The 15,569-nt window shown below is 69.7% G+C and carries 12 protein-coding genes and 1 pseudogene; 5 read left to right on the top strand and 8 right to left on the bottom strand.

Translation table 11 applies throughout. From position 1 onward, the window contains the following. Positions 1–34: 34 nt before the first annotated feature. From KBZ08_RS10430 to rpsT, 4 genes are all read right to left on the bottom strand, one after another. The gene (locus KBZ08_RS10430; RefSeq protein ID WP_106220270.1) at positions 35–1,939 is read right to left on the bottom strand and encodes a DNA-directed RNA polymerase subunit gamma; all 1,905 of its coding nucleotides are present in this window, start codon (positions 1,937–1,939) and stop codon (positions 35–37) included. Positions 1,940–1,997: 58 nt separating this feature from the next. Further along, the gene (rpoB, locus tag KBZ08_RS10425; RefSeq protein WP_015110546.1) at positions 1,998–5,288 is read right to left on the bottom strand and encodes a DNA-directed RNA polymerase subunit beta; all 3,291 of its coding nucleotides are present in this window, start codon (positions 5,286–5,288) and stop codon (positions 1,998–2,000) included. A 249-nt stretch (positions 5,289–5,537) separates the two neighbouring features. Then, positions 5,538–6,350 (bottom strand): TatD family hydrolase, encoded by an 813-nt coding sequence (locus KBZ08_RS10420; protein WP_106220269.1) that lies wholly within the window; start codon positions 6,348–6,350, stop codon positions 5,538–5,540. An 8-nt stretch (positions 6,351–6,358) separates the two neighbouring features. Further along, positions 6,359–6,673 carry a 30S ribosomal protein S20 gene (rpsT, locus tag KBZ08_RS10415; protein ID WP_254972808.1) on the bottom strand — a complete coding sequence of 105 codons (315 nt, stop codon included), beginning with the start codon at positions 6,671–6,673 and terminating at the stop codon, positions 6,359–6,361. Between the two features lie 223 nt (positions 6,674–6,896). Between rpsT and hisD the strand changes: the two genes are divergently transcribed. Continuing rightward, on the top strand, positions 6,897–8,192 hold the full coding sequence (gene hisD, locus KBZ08_RS10410) for a histidinol dehydrogenase (protein ID WP_396122412.1): 1,296 nt from the start codon (positions 6,897–6,899) through the stop codon (positions 8,190–8,192). A 12-nt stretch (positions 8,193–8,204) separates the two neighbouring features. On the opposite strand, the gene KBZ08_RS10405 is transcribed toward hisD, so the two are convergent. The 4 genes from KBZ08_RS10405 to KBZ08_RS10390 all read right to left on the bottom strand — a co-directional run bounded on the left by KBZ08_RS10405 (position 8,205) and on the right by KBZ08_RS10390 (position 12,842). Continuing rightward, positions 8,205–10,052, bottom strand: coding sequence for an EAL domain-containing protein (locus tag KBZ08_RS10405; RefSeq protein WP_254972805.1), 1,848 nt, complete (start codon positions 10,050–10,052; stop codon positions 8,205–8,207). Between the two features lie 68 nt (positions 10,053–10,120). After that, a complete protein-coding gene (rpiA, locus tag KBZ08_RS10400) occupies positions 10,121–10,834 on the bottom strand; it encodes a ribose-5-phosphate isomerase RpiA (RefSeq protein ID WP_254972804.1) in 714 nt (237 codons plus the stop codon). A 62-nt stretch (positions 10,835–10,896) separates the two neighbouring features. Next, complete coding sequence (locus KBZ08_RS10395; RefSeq protein ID WP_106220265.1) at positions 10,897–12,045, bottom strand: trypsin-like peptidase domain-containing protein; 1,149 nt, start codon at positions 12,043–12,045, stop codon at positions 10,897–10,899. Then, positions 12,045–12,842, bottom strand: coding sequence for a metallophosphoesterase (locus KBZ08_RS10390; RefSeq protein ID WP_106220264.1), 798 nt, complete (start codon positions 12,840–12,842; stop codon positions 12,045–12,047). Before KBZ08_RS10390 ends, KBZ08_RS10395 begins: the two co-directional genes overlap by 1 nt. An 80-nt stretch (positions 12,843–12,922) precedes the next feature. Between KBZ08_RS10390 and KBZ08_RS10385 the strand changes: the two genes are divergently transcribed. The 4 genes and pseudogenes from KBZ08_RS10385 to KBZ08_RS10370 all read left to right on the top strand — a co-directional run. Continuing rightward, a complete protein-coding gene (locus KBZ08_RS10385; RefSeq protein ID WP_106220263.1) occupies positions 12,923–13,207 on the top strand; it encodes a hypothetical protein in 285 nt (94 codons plus the stop codon). Between the two features lie 141 nt (positions 13,208–13,348). Continuing rightward, positions 13,349–13,822, top strand: a complete 474-nt coding sequence (locus KBZ08_RS10380; protein WP_106220262.1) for a ribosome assembly cofactor RimP — start codon at positions 13,349–13,351, stop codon at positions 13,820–13,822. A gap of 51 nt (positions 13,823–13,873) precedes the next feature. Then, entirely contained in the window at positions 13,874–15,301 is a 1,428-nt protein-coding gene (gene nusA, locus KBZ08_RS10375) for a transcription termination factor NusA (RefSeq protein ID WP_254972800.1), read from the top strand. After that, positions 15,298–15,549, top strand: a pseudogene (locus tag KBZ08_RS10370) (YlxR family protein); the annotation flags it as partial. The gene nusA and the pseudogene KBZ08_RS10370, both read left to right, overlap by 4 nt. Between the last annotated feature and the right edge of the window lie 20 nt (positions 15,550–15,569).

The raw sequence follows: 15,569 nt of genomic DNA, 5'->3' as shown, positions 1-15,569 counted from the left end.
CACGGGGCGCGGGGCTCGGCCCGGCCAGTGGAACTCAGGACGCGGCCACGGCGTCGATGATCGTGTGGTTGATGACGACCCGACCCACGGTGGTCAGCAGGTAGCGGCTGATCAGGGCGCCGTCCTCATCGAAGCGGTCGCGGCGGAACTTCCACTGCTCGACGCGGGTGCCATCGGTGAGGGTGTCGGTGGCGACGGGCTCGCTGTCCTCGTCGTCACTTTCCACCTCGCCGTTGAAGCGCACCCAGACCCAGTCGTGCAGGCTGAGGTGCTTCTCCTCGAAGGCGGCGATCACGTCCTCGAGGTCGGCGAAGGTGCGGGAACGGTCGCCGAAGGCGGGCTGCGCCTTGTCCCGGTCGACGGCGGTGAGGTAATAGGCGCCAAGCACCATGTCCTGGGAGGGGGTGATGATCGGCTCGCCGGTGGCGGGGGAGAGCACGTTGTTGCTCGCCAGCATCAGCATGCGGGCCTCCGTCTGGGCCTCGATCGCCAGGGGCACGTGCACGGCCATCTGGTCACCGTCGAAGTCGGCGTTGAAGGCCGGGCAGACCAGGGGATGGAGCTGGATGGCGCGGCCATCCACCAGCTTGGGTTCGAAGGCCTGGATGCCGAGGCGGTGCAGGGTCGGGGCCCGGTTGAGCAGGATCGGGTGCCCTTCGATCACCTCCTGCAGCACCTGCATCACCTCGTCGTCGGCGCGCTGGATCAGCTTCTTGGCCGCCTTGATGTTGTTGACGATGTTCTGGCGGATCAGGCGATGGATCACGAACGGCTGGAACAGCTCGATCGCCATCTCCTTGGGCAGGCCGCACTGGTGCATCTTCAGCTTGGGGCCCACCACAATCACGGAGCGGCCGGAGTAGTCGACCCTTTTGCCGAGCAGGTTCTGGCGGAAGCGGCCCTGCTTGCCCTCGATGATGTCGCTGAGCGACTTGAGGGCCCGGTTGTTGGCCCCCACCACGGTGCGTCCGCGGCGGCCGTTGTCGATCAGGGCATCGACGGCCTCCTGCAGCATCCGCTTCTCGTTGCGGACGATGATCTCGGGGGCGAGGATCTCCTGGAGGCGCGCCAGGCGGTTGTTGCGGTTGATCACCCGCCGGTAGAGGTCGTTGAGATCGCTGGTGGCGAAACGGCCGCCGTCCAGCTGCACCATGGGGCGCAGATCGGGGGGGATCACCGGAATCACATCGAGCACCATCCACTCGGGGCGGGCGTTGGTGGCGATGAAGTTGTCAATCACCCGCAGGCGCTTGATCAGCTTGGCCCGCTTCTGGCCCTTGGAGTTGTTGATGTCCTCGCGGAGCTGCTCGGCCTCCTTCTCGAGGTCGAGGTCCTCCAGCAGCTGCTTGAGGGCCTCGGCGCCGATGCCCACCATGGGCTCGTTCTCGATCTCGGAATCCTCGGCGAAGATCTGGTCCTCGATCTCCAGCCACTCGTCTTCGGTGAGCAGCTGCTTGTAGGTGAGGTCCTTGTGGTCACCCTTGTCGAGCACCACGTAGCAGTTGAAGTAGACGATCTGCTCCACGTCCCGCAGGGGCATGTCGAGCAGGATCGCCACATAGCTGGGGATGCCCTTGAGGTACCAGACGTGGCTCACCGGCGCCGCCAGCTTGATGAAGCCCATGCGGTGGCGCCGCACCCGGCTCTCGGTGACTTCCACACCGCAGCGCTCACAGACGATGCCACGGTGCCGCACCCGCTTGTACTTGCCGCAGTGGCATTCCCAGTCCTTGGAGGGGCCGAAGATCTTCTCGCAGAAGAGCCCGTCCATCTCGGGCTTGAGGGTGCGGTAGTTGATCGTTTCCGGCTTGGTGACCTCACCCACCACCTGTCCGTTGGGCAGCGTCCGCTGCCCCCACTGCATGATCCGCTCGGGGGAAGCGAGCGTGATCTTCACGTAGTCGAAGTGGTTTTCGGTGCGGAGGTTGCTGTTGGACATGGCGGAGACGCAGGGTGATCGAGAGAGACGGAGAAATCAGAGCCGGTGAATCAAGCGATCAGTCATCGTCGTAATCCGCGACACCGAGGGATTCGTAGGTGGGACGGCTGGGGGTGCTGCGGCGCGGGTTGACGTCCTGCATCAGGTCGACCTCCTCGCCGGCGTCGGTGTAGACGGCGATGTCGAGGCCGAGGGACTGCAGCTCCCGCATCAGCACCTTGAACGACTCCGGCGTGCCCGGCCGGGGGATGGGCTTGCCCTTGACGATGGCGTTGAGGGCCTCGTTGCGGCCCTGCATGTCGTCGGACTTGACGGTGAGCAGCTCCTGCAGGGTGTAGGCGGCGCCGTAGGCCTCCAGGGCCCACACCTCCATCTCCCCGAGCCGCTGGCCGCCCTGCTGCGCCTTGCCGCCCAGGGGCTGCTGGGTGACGAGGGAGTAGGGGCCGGTGGAGCGGGCGTGGATCTTGTCGTCCACCAGGTGCACCAGCTTGAGGATGTGGGCGTAGCCCACGGTCACCGGCTGGTCGAAGGGTTCGCCGCTGCGGCCGTCGATCAGCTGGATCTTGCCGGGGTTGGCGGGGTTGTAGACCCAGTCCTTGCCGGGCAGCTTGGCGGCTTCCTCGAGGTAGGCCTGCACCGTCTGCTTCGACTTCTCGGGGCCGTACATCTCATCGAACGGCACCACCTTGACGCGGCAGTCGAGGTGGGAGGAGGCCCAGCCCATCAGGCACTCGAACACCTGGCCCACGTTCATGCGGCTCGGCACCCCCAGGGGGTTGAGCACGATGTCGATGGGCGTGCCATCGGGCAGGTAGGGCATGTCCTCGCGGGGAAGGATGCGGCTGATGATGCCCTTGTTGCCGTGGCGGCCGGCCATCTTGTCGCCCACCTGGATCTTGCGGCGCTGGGCCACGTAGACCCGCACCACCATGTTCGCGCCCGGCGGCAGTTCGTCGCCCTGCTCGCGGGTGTAGATGCGCACGTCGACCACCCGGCCCCGTTCGGTGCTGGGCACCCGCAGGGAGTTGTCGCGCACGTCGCGGGCCTTCTCACCGAAGATGGCGCGCAGCAGCTTCTCCTCGGGCGGCTGATCCGACTCACCCTTGGGGGTCACCTTGCCCACCAGGATGTCGCCGGATTCGACATAGGCGCCGATGCGGATGATGCCCATCTCATCGAGGTGGCCCAGGCTCTCCTCGGCCACGTTCGGGATTTCCCGGGTGATCTCCTCGGGTCCGAGCTTGGTCTGGCGGGCTTCGATCTCGTACTTCTCGATGTGCACCGAGGTGTAGAGGTCGTCCTGAACGAGCCGGTCGCTCACCAGGATGGCGTCCTCGTAGTTGTAGCCCTCCCAGGGCATGTAGGCGATCAGCACGTTCTGGCCGAGGGCGATCTCACCGCCTTCGCAGGCGGAGCCGTTGGCCAGCACCTGGCCGGCGATCACCGGATCGCCCTGGCGGACGATCGGCCGCTGGTTGAGGCAGGTGTCCTGGTTGGAGCGCTGGTACTTCTGCAGGAAGTGGGTGTGGTCGCGGCCCTGCTCGTCACGGATGACGATGGCGGTGGCATCGACGAAGGAGACGGTGCCGTTCACCTTGGTGATGGGCACCATGCCGGAGTCGCGGGCCACCTGGGTTTCCAGACCGGTGCCGACCAGGGGCCGCTCGGGGCGCAGCAGAGGCACGGCCTGGCGCTGCATGTTGGAGCCCATCAGGGCCCGGTTGGCGTCGTCGTGCTCGAGGAAGGGGATCAGGGAGGTGGCCACCGAGATCACCTGCACCGGCGACAGCTGGACGTAGTCCACCTGCTCGGGGGGAACCTTCTCGAAGTCCTGGCGGTAGCGCACCGGCACCAGATCGACGGTGATGCGTCCGGTGGCGTCGGTGGGAACGTCACCCGGGGCCACCCGACACTCGTCCTCGAGGTCGGCGGAGAGGTAGAGGGGATCGCCCTGCTTGAGGACGATGCCGTTCTCGACGCGCCAGAAGGGGGTTTCGATGAAGCCGTATTCGTTCACCCGGGCGTGGGTGGCGAGGGAACCGATCAGGCCGGCGTTGGGGCCTTCCGGGGTCTCGATCGGGCAGATGCGGCCGTAGTGGGAGGGGTGGATGTCGCGCACGGCGAAGCCGGCCCGCTCCCGGGTGAGACCGCCGGGGCCGAGGGCGCTGATGCGGCGCTTGTGGGTCAGCTCGGCCAGGGGATTGGTCTGGTCCATGAACTGGCTCAGCTGGCTGGAGCCGAAGAACTCCTTGACCGCCGCCACCAGGGGCTTGGGGTTCACCAGCTGGGCGGGGGTGAGCGATTCGGTTTCGCCGACGGTCATCCGTTCCTTGATGATCCGCTCCAGGCGGTTGAGGCCCACGCGCACCTGGTTCTGCAGCAGCTCACCCACCGAACGCACCCGGCGGTTGCCCAGGTGGTCGATGTCGTCGAGGCAGGCGCCGCCCACGTCGAGCTCCAGGTTGATCAGGTAGTCGATCGTGGAGAGCACGTCCTCGGCGGTGAGGGTGCGCACCGCATCGGGGATGGTGAGACGCAGCTTCTTGTTGATCTTGTAGCGGCCCACCCGGCCCAGGTCGTAGCGCTTGGGATCGAAGAAGCGGCTGTGCAGCAGCTGCTGGCCGCCGCTCACCGAGGGGGGCTCACCGGGGCGCAGCTTCTTGTAGAGCTCCAGCAGGGCCTGGTCTTCCGAGGAGATGCCCTCCTCGTTGGAGGCCTCGATCGACTTCTGGTAATACTCCGGGTGCCGCAGCTTGTCGAGCACGTCGTTGTCGGACAGGCCGATGGCCCGCATCAGCACGTGGGCGTTGATCTTGCGGGTCTTGTCGACGCGAACGTGCAGCAGGTCGTTCTTGTCGGTCTCGAACTTGAGCCAGGCGCCCCGGTTGGGGATCAGGCTGGCGTTGAAGGTCTTGCGGCCGTTCTTGTCCTGCTCGTCCTTGAAGTAGACGCCGGGGCTGCGGACGATCTGGTTGACGATCACCCGCTCAGCGCCGTTGATGATGAAGGTGCCGCGCTCGGTCATCAGGGGAAGTTCCCCGATGAAGACCTCCTGCTCCTTGATCTCGCCGGTCTCCTTGTTGACCAGGCGGCAGGTGACGTACATCTGGGATGCGAAGGTCGCATCGCGACGCTTGGCCTCTTCGACGTCGTGGCGGGGGCGTTTCAGGCGATACTGGTCGCCGATGAAGTGCAGCTCCAGCTTGCCGGTGTAGTCGGTGATCGGGGAGAAGCTGTCCAGCTCCTCGATCAGGCCCTTCTCCAGGAACCATTTGAAGCTCGCCCGCTGTACCTCCACGAGATCGGGAAGGTAAGTGACGGTCTTGGCGACCTGGATCGCGCTGCTCATGCGGTGAACCTGCAGGAACGAGGGGGGTGGGGCGGACCTGGACGGGGTAAGGAAGGGGATCGCGGCGTGACCTGCCTGGGCTGCCCGGGGGGACGGGCCATGCCAACAGGCGCTCAGCCGAACCGACCGCCCCTGAAGCAGGGACGAACGATCCGGCGGGGGCGCTTACAGGGCTCGCTGCGGGTTTGCCGACTCAATTGATGCCGTCTTAGACAAAAGGAGCGCTTCCGCTTCCAGGCCAATAAGACATCATACAACCTGGAGGGGCAGCCGGAAAAGACGCGCCGCGTTGGCGGTGGTCGTCGCCGCCACCTCTGCGAGCGTCTCGCCACGGAGCTCGGCCACCCGGGCCGCCACCGAAGCCACGTAGGCCGGCTCGTTGCGCTTGCCGCGGCGGGGCACCGGCGCCAGGAAGGGGCAGTCGGTCTCGACGAGGTAGCGGTCGGCCGGCACCAGCCGGGCGCAGGCGTGGATGGGCTCGGCCCTGGGGAAGGTGACCGTGCCGCTGAAGCTGATGAACAGGCCGAGCTCAAGGAAGCCGGCCATCTCCTCGGGGGTGCCCCCCCAGCAGTGCATGACGCCACGGGGGCAGCGGCCCTCACGCTCGCGCCGGCGCAGCTCGGCGAGCATCGGTTCGGCCGCGTCCCGGCAGTGGATGATCACCGGCAGATCCAGGGTCACCGCCAGATCCAGCTGGGGCCCCAGGGCAGCCAGCTGCTCGTCGAGGTTGGTCGCCTTGAACAGGTCGAGGCCCAGCTCGCCGATCGCCACCACCCGGTCGTCGGCGCGGGCCGCCGTCTCGAGCGTGGCGGCGGTGTCGCCGTGCCAGTGCTGAGTGTCGAGGGGATGGACCCCGACGGCATAGCGCAGTTCGGGGAAGCGATCAGCCAGGGCCCGGATCGCCGGAATCTCCGCCGGCTCCACGCAGGCATGGACCAGGGCCTTCACCCCGGCCTCACGCCAGCGGTCGGCCACGGCATCGAGATCCGCCTCGAAATTGCGGAACACGATGTGGCAGTGGCTGTCGACCAGGGGTGGGGCGGCCTCGGGGCTCACGGCCATGGGGGGCGTCAGGCGCCGGTGCTGCCGGCGGCGGTGGGCTCGAGCACCTGCTTCACCGCCACGCTGAGGCGGGACTTCTGGTTGGCGCCGGTGTTGCGGTGCACCACGCCCACCTTCACGGCCTTGTCGATCTTGCTGAAGGCGGCGTTCATGCTGGACTGGACGGCAGCCCTGGCCTCCTCGCCCGGCTGCTGGCCGTAGGCGCTGCAGGCGGTGAGGCAGCGCTTCATCAGGGTGCGCAGGGCGGACTTGTAGGTGCGGTTGCGCAGGCGATTGCGTTCGGCAATCTCGATGCGCTTCTTCGAAGACTTGTTATTGGCCACAGGCGTAGGGGCGCTGACTCAGCAAACGCGGATCCTACCCCGTAGGCCCTGGCCGGTTCCAGGCCCTAGCGTCGGCGCAGCCCATCGCCTCCGGCACCGTCCCGTGGTCGCTTCCACCCCAACCGGCAGCAGCCCTGCCGGCAGCACCCCCGTCCCTGCCGCCGCCCCTGCCGCCGCCCCTGCCGCCAGCCTTGACGCCGGCGGGGAACGGCCGGCGCTGCGGATCACCTGCCTGCGGGACGGCGCGCGGGCCGGCGAACGGCTCGAAGCGATCGCCGCCCGCACCGAGGGCGGCCGCATGCGCGAGGAGGAGGCGCGGGTGGCGGCGATCCTGGCCGAGGTGCGCCAGCGCGGCGACGCGGCCCTGCTCGACTTCAGCGAACGCTTTGACGGCCTGCGGCCCGATCCCCTGCGGGTGCCCCCCGAGCGGCTGGCCCAGGCCTGGCACGACTGCCCCGAACCCCTGCGCCGGGCCCTGGACCTGGCCCACGACCGGATCCTGGCGTTCCACCGCCGCCAGATGCCGGAGGATCTGGCCGTGACCGGCCCCCATGGCGAGCGGCTGGGGCGCCGCTGGCGCCCGGTGCAGCGGGCGGGGATCTACGTCCCCGGTGGCCGGGCCTCCTACCCGAGCACGGTGCTGATGAATGCGATTCCCGCCCGGGTGGCGGGCGTGGAGCGGCTGGTGATGGTCACCCCGCCCGGCCCCGGCGGCGAGCCCAATGCCACCGTGCTGGCCGCCGCCCACCGGGCCGGGGTGGAGGAGGTGTTCCGGGTGGGGGGCGCCCAGGCGATCGCGGCCCTGGCCTACGGCACCGAAACGGTCCCGGCCGTCGATGTGATCAGCGGCCCCGGCAACCTCTACGTGACCCTGGCCAAGAAGGCGGTCTACGGAACGGTGGGCATCGACTCCCTGGCCGGCCCCAGCGAGGTGCTGGTGATCGCCGACCTCACCGCCCGGCCCGCCCAGGTGGCCGCCGACCTGATGGCCCAGGCGGAGCACGATCCCCTCGCCGCGGCGATCCTGATCACCACCAGCGAGGCGCTGGCCGCCGCCGTGCCGGCCGCCATCGAAGCCCAGCTGGAGCGGCACCCGCGGGCCGCCATCACCCTGCAGGCCCTCAACGACTGGGGGCTGATCGTGGTCTGCGACGACCTGGCCAAAGCGGCGGCCCTCAGCGACCGGTTCGCCCCGGAGCACCTCGAGCTGCTGGTGGCCGATCCCGAATCCCTGGCGGACCGGATCACCCATGCCGGCGCCATCTTCCTCGGCCCCTGGTCGCCCGAGGCGGTGGGTGACTACCTGGCCGGCCCCAACCACACCCTGCCCACCTCCGGCACCGCCCGCTTCGCCGGCGCCCTCAGCGTCGAGACCTTCCTGCGCCACACCAGCCTGATCCACTTCAACCGGGCGGCCCTGGAGGCCACCGGGCCGGCCGTGGTCACCCTGGCCGAGAGCGAGGGACTGCACAGCCACGCGGAATCGGTGCGCCAGCGGCTCGGGACCCCCGACAGCTGAGCGCAGTGGCCCTCATCCGCCTGCGGCGGACGGGAGAGACCAGCCGGGCAGGTCCTCCGCCGGCATCGGCCGGGCGATGGCGAATCCCTGGGCCAGCTCACAGCCCATCGCCCGCAGCACCTGCAGGTGCTCCGCCGTCTCCACGCCTTCGGCCACGCAGGTGCGGCCAAAGGCGTGGGCCAGATCCACCACGGCCTTGACGATGGCCCGATCGGCCGGATCCACCAGCATCCTGGCCACGAACGAGCGGTCGATCTTGATCGTGGCGATCGGCAGCCTCCGCAGGTAGGTGAGCGAGGAGTAGCCGGTGCCGAAGTCGTCGAGGGCAAAGCTCACACCCAGATCGCGGCAGCGGGCGATGTTCTGGGCCACCAGCTCCAGATCCTCCAGGGCGGCGGTTTCCAGCACCTCCAGCCTCAGGGCCGAGCCGGGCAGTTCGGGATGGAGGGCCAGGGCCGCGCGGATCCGCTCCGCGAAGCCTGGATCGCGCAGCTCCCGGGCCGACATGTTGACGCTCACGGCCACACAGGGCCCGGCCCGCATCCAGGCCGAGCAGTGGCGCAGGGCCTGCTCCAGCACCCAGTCACCGAGGCGGGTGATCTCCGGTTGATCCTCGATCCAGCCCAGCCAGGCCTCCGGCGCCAGCAAGCCCTGCTGGGGGTGCTGCCAACGCACCAGGGCTTCGGCGAAGCGCAGCTGCCCGGTGGCCAGGTCGATCACCGGCTGCACGAACAGGCGCAGCTGCTGCGCCTCGATGGCCTGGCGCACCCTCTCCAGCCGGGAGCGCTGCAGCGACTGGCGCCGTTCCAGCTCCACGTCGAAGTGGTGCATCCGCCCCGGGCCAGCCCGTTTGGCGGCGTACATGGCCTGGTCGGCCTGGCGCAGCAGGGTATCCGGATCGGCATCGTCGGGGGGCACCAGCCGGAAGCCGATGCTGGTGCTCAAGGCCACGCAGAGCGTCTCGCCAAGGTGGGTGGGCTGGGCCACGGCGCTGAGCAGCCGTTCACCCAGCGATTCCAGCTCGGCCAGGCTGCTGAGGCCGGGCAGGATCACCACGAATTCGTCCCCGCCCAGCCGGCCCACCGTGTCGCCCGGTCGCAGGCAACGGCAGAGGCGCTCGGCCACAGCCACCAGCAGCTCGTCGCCCACGGCATGGCCGTGGCTGTCGTTGACGGGCTTGAAGTTGTCGAGGTCGAGGTAGCCCACCGCCAGGTGGGTGCCGTTGCGCCTGGCCCGCTCCAGCTCCTCGCCCAGACGCTGACTCAGCAGGGAGCGATTGGGCAGGCGGGTGAGCGGATCCTCGTAGGCCAATTGACGCAATTGCTCGTCAATCAGCCGCCGTTCGAATCCCTGGGCGAAGCCGCTCACCACGATGGAGAGCACCGCCACCTCCTGGTCGCTCCAGCGGCGGCAGCCGCGGATGTGGTCGAAGCCCGCGAACCCCTCCAACTGGCCCCGCCGCACCAGGGGGAGGACCAGCAGGGACTGGATGCCCTGGGCGCTGAGATGGGCCCGCTCGGCATCGGCCCCAGCGGGGAGATCGAGCAGCGACTCGAGATTGACCGCCCGCCCGGACCGCATTTCCCCCATCAACCAGCCGATGGACACCTCCGACACGTGCTGGAGCTGGTGCATCTGCGGTTCCACCCCCGGCGCGCACCACTCATGGGTGTTGCTGGCGAATCCCGGATAGCGCGTCAGGGAGAACACATAGGCCCGATCCACGTCGAACAGGCCGCCGATGGACGCCAGGGTGCGATCAATGGTGGCGTCCAGTTCACTCGTGGGCTCGACGATGAACGCCTCAGCCGTCTGCGCCAGCAGCTGGAGCAGCAGCTTGCTGAGGTCGCCGTGGGGCACCGTTTCCCCAGCCCACAGAGGATCCCCCCATTCTGGGGGCCAGGCGGCGGGTAGCCCAGCAGAGCAGCTCAGCGCCTCGCCAGGTCGCGCACCCCGGCCGCACCGTCCACGACCTCACCCACCAGCACCTGGTCGGCCAGGTTCACGAACAGGCCGTTCTCAAGCACACCAGGGATGTTGTTGATCGTCGCCTCCAGGGCGGCCGGGTCGCCGATGCCCCCGTCGAAGGCCACATCCAGCACCAGATTGCCCTGGTCGGTGACGACCGGACCGGCCTTGCGCACGGCCATGCGCAGCTCCACGCGGCTGCCCATGGCCGTGAGTTCATCGCGCACCTGGCGCCAGGCCCCGGGCAGCACCTCCACCGGCAGCAGGAAGCCCAGGTTGAGGCGTTCCACCAGCTTGGTGGCATCCACCACCACCACGAAGCGGTCGGCCCGGCGGGCCACCAGCTTCTCCTGCACGTGGCAGGCCCCGCCCCCCTTGATCAGCTGGAAGCCGGGGTCCACCTCATCGGCGCCGTCGATGGCCAGATCGATGCGCTGCACGGCGTTCAGCGTCTGCAGGGGAATGCCCAGCTCGGCGGCCAGCACCTCCCCCTGGAAGGAGGTGGTGACCCCGACGATGCCGCTGAGCTCACCCTGCTGGAGCTTGTGGCCGAGGGCCCGGATCATCAGCGCCGCCGTGGAGCCCGAGCCCAGCCCCACCACCATGCCGTCACGGATCTGGTCCACCGCCGCCGTGGCCACGGCCTCCTTCATGCGGTCCTGGAGATCGGACATGGGGTCTGCCGGAAATGGCGCAGACCGTAGCAAGGGGGACCGTCCTGGCCCCCCCCGGGGCCCTACCCCGCCTGGGGCAGGGCCGCCGGCCGGATCGAGAGCTGCAGCTCCCGCTGGCCCCGCACCACCTTCAGCGGCAGGGGCTGGCCCACTTCGGCCCGTTCCACCTGCTGGAGCAGGGCCGAGGGGGTGTTCACCGGCTGGTCGGCGATGGCCACCACCAGGTCGCCGCGATGGAGCCCGGCCGCCTCCGCCGGACTTTCCGGCAGCACCCGCTGCACCAGGGCGCCATCCCGCTCGGGGAGCTGCAGCAGGGCATCGGGATCCCGGTTGTTGTCACGGGCCATGCGGGCCGTGAGCGGCACCAGCTGGAGGCCCAGGTAGGGGTGGACCACCGTGCCGCCGTCCCCGAGCTGGTCGGCCACCTTCCGGGCCAGGTTGATGGGGATGGCGAAGCCCAGCCCGGCGCCGGGCCCCGAGCGCACCAGGGTGTTGATGCCGATCACCTCACCGGCGGCGTTGATCAGGGGACCACCGGAGTTGCCCGGGTTGATGGCCGCGTCCGTCTGGATCAGGTCGAGGCGCTTGTCGGCGAAGCCGAGGCTGTTGATGTCGCGATGCAGGCTGCTGACGATGCCCAGGGTGACCGTGCGCTCGAGGCCATAGGGGCTGCCCAGGGCGATGGCCCAGTCGCCCACCTCCAGGGCTTCGGAATCCCCCAGGGGAGCGGCGCTCAGGGGTGCTTTGCCGCTGACGTGCACCACCGCCAGGTCGGTCACCGGGTCGGTGCCCACCACGGTGCCGTCCAGCTGGCGGCCATCGGCCAGGGTGACGGTGACCCGGTCGACGCTCTCCACCACATGGGCGTTGGTGAGCACCAGGGCGCGGCGCCCATCGATCACCACCCCCGAGCCCTGGCCGCGCTCCCGCGTGCTGCCGGAGGGATCGCCGAACAGATCCCGCAGCAGGGGATCCAGCAGGGCCGGATCGAACGGGGGCCGGGCCACGTTGCGCTCGGTGTCGATCCGCACCACTGCCGGTCCCACCCGCCGGGCGGCGTCGGCCACGAAGCTGTGGGGGGTCAGGGCCGGGGGGGCCTCCTCGAGCGCGGCCGCCGGCAGGGGAAGGGCCGCGAACGCCAGCAGCAGGGCCACCGCCATCAGGCCCTGCAGCCGCCGGATCAGGGAAGACAGGGGGAAGGGGCGTTGCATCAGGGGAGGCTAGGACCGTCGACCGGTGCCCAGCGCAGCAACCGCTGCCGCAGCACGCCGTCCGACCCCAGCGCCAACCAGCGCCCGCCGGGGTCGGACGAGCGGCCCAGGGGGCAGGGCTGCACCGGCCCGAAGCTGCGCAGGGTGGAGGGACAGCCCAACAGGGGCACCGCCGGCCTCCCCGGGAGCCCCGCCTGCCAGTGCTGGTGGATGTGGCCGCAGACCAGGCCCCGCAGGGCGACCGGCGGCCGCAGCAGATCCAGCAGGGCTTCGCCGTCCCGCAGCCGGATCGCGTCCATGGTGGCATCGCCGATCGGCAGCGGCGGATGGTGCACCGCCACCACTAGGGGGAGCTCGCCATCCGCCGATCCGGCGGCCAGCTGGCGCCGCGCCCAGGCCAGCTGGGTCGGGCCCAGTTCACCGGCGGTGTCGCCGCTGCGGTGGCTGTCGAGCAGCAGCAGTTGGCCGTTGCCGCAGCGGATCAGGGCCGGGGCGACCACGGCGCGGCGCCCCAGGGCGGCCCGCAGCAGGGCCGGGTGGTCGTGGTTGCCCGCCAGCAGGGCCACCGGCAGCGGGATCTCCTGCAGCAGGTCCCCGAGGCGGGCGTAACCGCCCCAGCTCTCGTCATCGCAGAGATCGCCGCTGATCAGCACCAGATCGGGGCTCTCCCCGGCGCTGCGCAGCTGGCCCAGGGCCTCGTGGAGCCCGTGGCGGAGCAGGGCCAGCGCCGGCCGGCCGTGGCAGCGACCATCGGGATCGGCGAGCAGATGGGGATCGCTGAGTTGAAGAATTCGCATCGGAGACGGCTCCGGCCGGCCTGGAGCGGGACCGCTCGACCTGAATCGGCTTAACTTTGCCCCCAGTCCTCCCCGAGGCCATGGCCCCGATCCCCCCCGGCACGCGGCAGCGCTGCACCCTCTGCAAGGTGGAGATCCAGGGGATGGCCGGAGGCAACGACCTGGTCCACTTCAGCCAGGGGGCACCGGGCAGCCGCGCCAAGCTCTGGGCCCGGGTGTGTCAGTACCTGCGCACACCGGAGCAGTGCGGCCAGTGCCTCAATCAGGACCTCAGCCTGCGGGGTGAGGTCACCGCCAACGACTACTACGCGGAAGCCCCGATGCTGGAGATGCCCAGCCCGCCGGAGGCCAATCCTCTAGGGTGACGACGTGCCCGCCGGGGCTCACCCTTGTTCCGCATGGCCTTTCCCCTGAGGGGTGGAAGCCGGGCGGTTGGGGGCAGTGAACACTGCAGCGCGCGGCGGGCCATCCCGCCAGCGGGAGTCCTCTCCCCACGCCGCCCGTCCTTGCCCCATCCCCTCACTGACGACCTGGAGACGCTGGCGCGGCCGGTGGTCGCTGCGGCGCACCTTGAGGTGCAGTCCGTCGAGATGCTGGCCCACCGCATCCCCCTGACGGTCGTCGTGCGGGTGCAGCGGGCCGATGGCACCGATGTCAACCTCGATGAGTGCGCCGCCGTGAGCGGTCCCCTCGCCGAGGCCATCGAGGCCTCCGGCCTGCTGACGATGGCCTACGTGCTGGAGGTGAGCAGCCCCGGCATCGGGGAGGATCTCCACTCCGACCGGGATTTCGTCAGCTTCCGGGGCTTTCCGGTGGAGGTGCTCCGCCGGGACGCCGACGGTGCAGAAGTGCGGCGAATGGGCCTCCTGCTCGGCCGCGATGCCGAGGTGGTGCAGCTCAACGAGCGCGGCCGCATCCTGCGCATTCCCCGCGACGACGTACTGCGGGTGCGGCTCACCCAGGCGCCTCCCGATTCCTGAACCGCTCCGGTTCACCCCCCGTTCCCTACCTGCCCCCACGCCCCCGAGTCCATGGCCCTGGTTCTGCTCCCCGGTCTCAACAACCTGATCGAGGACATCAGCGACGAGAAGAAGCTGGCTCCCCAGGTGGTGGAGGCGGCCCTGCGGGAGGCGCTGCTGAAGGGCTACGAGCGTTATCGCCGCACCCTTTACCTGGGCATCAGCGAGGACCCCTTCGAAGAGGACTACTTCAGCAACTTCGACGTGGCGCTCGATCTGGAGGAGGAGGGCTATCGGGTGCTGGCCAGCAAGATCATCGTTGAGGAGGTGGAGAGCGACGACCACCAGATCGCCATCGAAGAGGTGCGCCAGGTGGCGGAGGACGCCCAGATCGGCGACACGGTGGTGCTGGATGTGACCCCGGAGAAGGACGACTTCGGCCGCATGGCCGCCGCCACCACCAAGCAGGTGCTGGCCCAGAAACTGCGGGACCAGCAGCGCCGCATGATCCAGGAGGAATTCGCCGACCTGGAGGATCCGGTGCTCACCGCCCGGGTGATCCGTTTCGAGCGCCAGAGCGTGATCATGGCCGTCAGCAGTGGCCTGGGCCGGCCGGAGGTGGAGGCGGAACTGCCCCGCCGCGACCAGCTGCCCAACGACAACTACCGCGCCAATGCCACCTTCAAGGTGTTCCTCAAGGAGGTGAGTGAGGTGCCCAGGCGCGGCCCCCAGCTGTTCGTCTCCCGGGCCAATGCGGGCCTGGTGGTCTACCTGTTCGAGAACGAGGTGCCCGAGATCCAGGAGGGCTCGGTGCGGATCGTCGCCGTGGCCAGGGAAGCCAATCCGCCCTCCCGCGCCGTCGGCCCCCGCACCAAGGTGGCGGTCGACAGCGTGGAGCGGGAAGTGGATCCGGTGGGGGCCTGCATCGGCGCCCGCGGCTCCCGCATCCAGCAGGTGGTGAATGAACTGCGGGGCGAGAAGATCGACGTGATCCGCTGGTCGCCGGATCCGGCCCAGTATCTGGCCAACTCCCTCAGCCCGGCGCGGGTGGAGATGGTCCGCCTGGTGGACCCCGAAGGGCACCACGCCCACGTGCTCGTCCCCCCCGACCAGCTCAGCCTGGCCATCGGCCGGGAGGGCCAGAACGTGCGCCTGGCCGCCAGGCTCACCGGCTGGAAGATCGACATCAAGAACGCCCAGGAGTACGACCAGGTCAGCGAGGACCAGACGGTGGCGGCCCTGATCGCCCAGCGGCAGGAGGAGGAGGCCCTGCAGGCCGAGGCCGAGGCCCGGCTGCAGGCCGAACAGGCCACCCGCGCCGAGGAGGACGCCCGTCTGCGGGAGCTCTACCCCCTGCCGGAGGACGAGGAGATCGATGGGGAGAGTGATGGCGAGGAGGACGGCGGGGAGGTCGCCCCAGCCGAAGCCGAAGCCGACGATCAGCTGGAGCCCCCGCTCGAGGAGGCCCCCGAAGAGGCCCCTGGTGAGGACGTCCGGTGACGTCGCCCGCCGGGCGGCCGGTGCTGCGGCGCTGCGTATCCTGCCGCCGCCTGTGCGACCGCACCCAGCTCTGGCGTGTGGTGCGCCAGGCCGACGGGACGGTGAGCCTGGACGGGGGCATGGGCCGATCGGCCTATCTGTGCCCGCAACCGAGCTGCCTGGAGGAAGCCCGCCGTCGTCGCCGCCTCCAGCGCGGCCTGCGCTGCGCCGTCAGCGACACCATCCTCGCCAGCCTCGAGGCACGTCTCGAGCGATCGCCCCCGCGACC

It is taken from the genome of Cyanobium sp. Candia 9D4 (assembly GCF_024346155.1).
GTDB classification, from domain to species: domain Bacteria; phylum Cyanobacteriota; class Cyanobacteriia; order PCC-6307; family Cyanobiaceae; genus Cyanobium; species Cyanobium minutissimum.
This window is presented reverse-complemented; position numbering and strand designations above follow the sequence as displayed.

Bases quoted from the DNA above. Each gene is read 5' to 3' on its own strand.
- KBZ08_RS10430 (WP_106220270.1), bottom strand. From the start codon at position 1,939: ATGTCCAACAGCAACCTCCGCACCGAAAACCACTTCGACTACGTGAAG.
- rpoB (WP_015110546.1), bottom strand. From the start codon at position 5,288: ATGAGCAGCGCGATCCAGGTCGCCAAGACCGTCACTTACCTTCCCGAT.
- KBZ08_RS10420 (WP_106220269.1), bottom strand. From the start codon at position 6,350: ATGGCCGTGAGCCCCGAGGCCGCCCCACCCCTGGTCGACAGCCACTGC.
- rpiA (WP_254972804.1), bottom strand. From the start codon at position 10,834: ATGTCCGATCTCCAGGACCGCATGAAGGAGGCCGTGGCCACGGCGGCG.
- KBZ08_RS10395 (WP_106220265.1), bottom strand. From the start codon at position 12,045: ATGCAACGCCCCTTCCCCCTGTCTTCCCTGATCCGGCGGCTGCAGGGC.
- KBZ08_RS10390 (WP_106220264.1), bottom strand. From the start codon at position 12,842: ATGCGAATTCTTCAACTCAGCGATCCCCATCTGCTCGCCGATCCCGAT.
- KBZ08_RS10385 (WP_106220263.1), top strand. From the start codon at position 12,923: ATGGCCCCGATCCCCCCCGGCACGCGGCAGCGCTGCACCCTCTGCAAG.
- nusA (WP_254972800.1), top strand. From the start codon at position 13,874: ATGGCCCTGGTTCTGCTCCCCGGTCTCAACAACCTGATCGAGGACATC.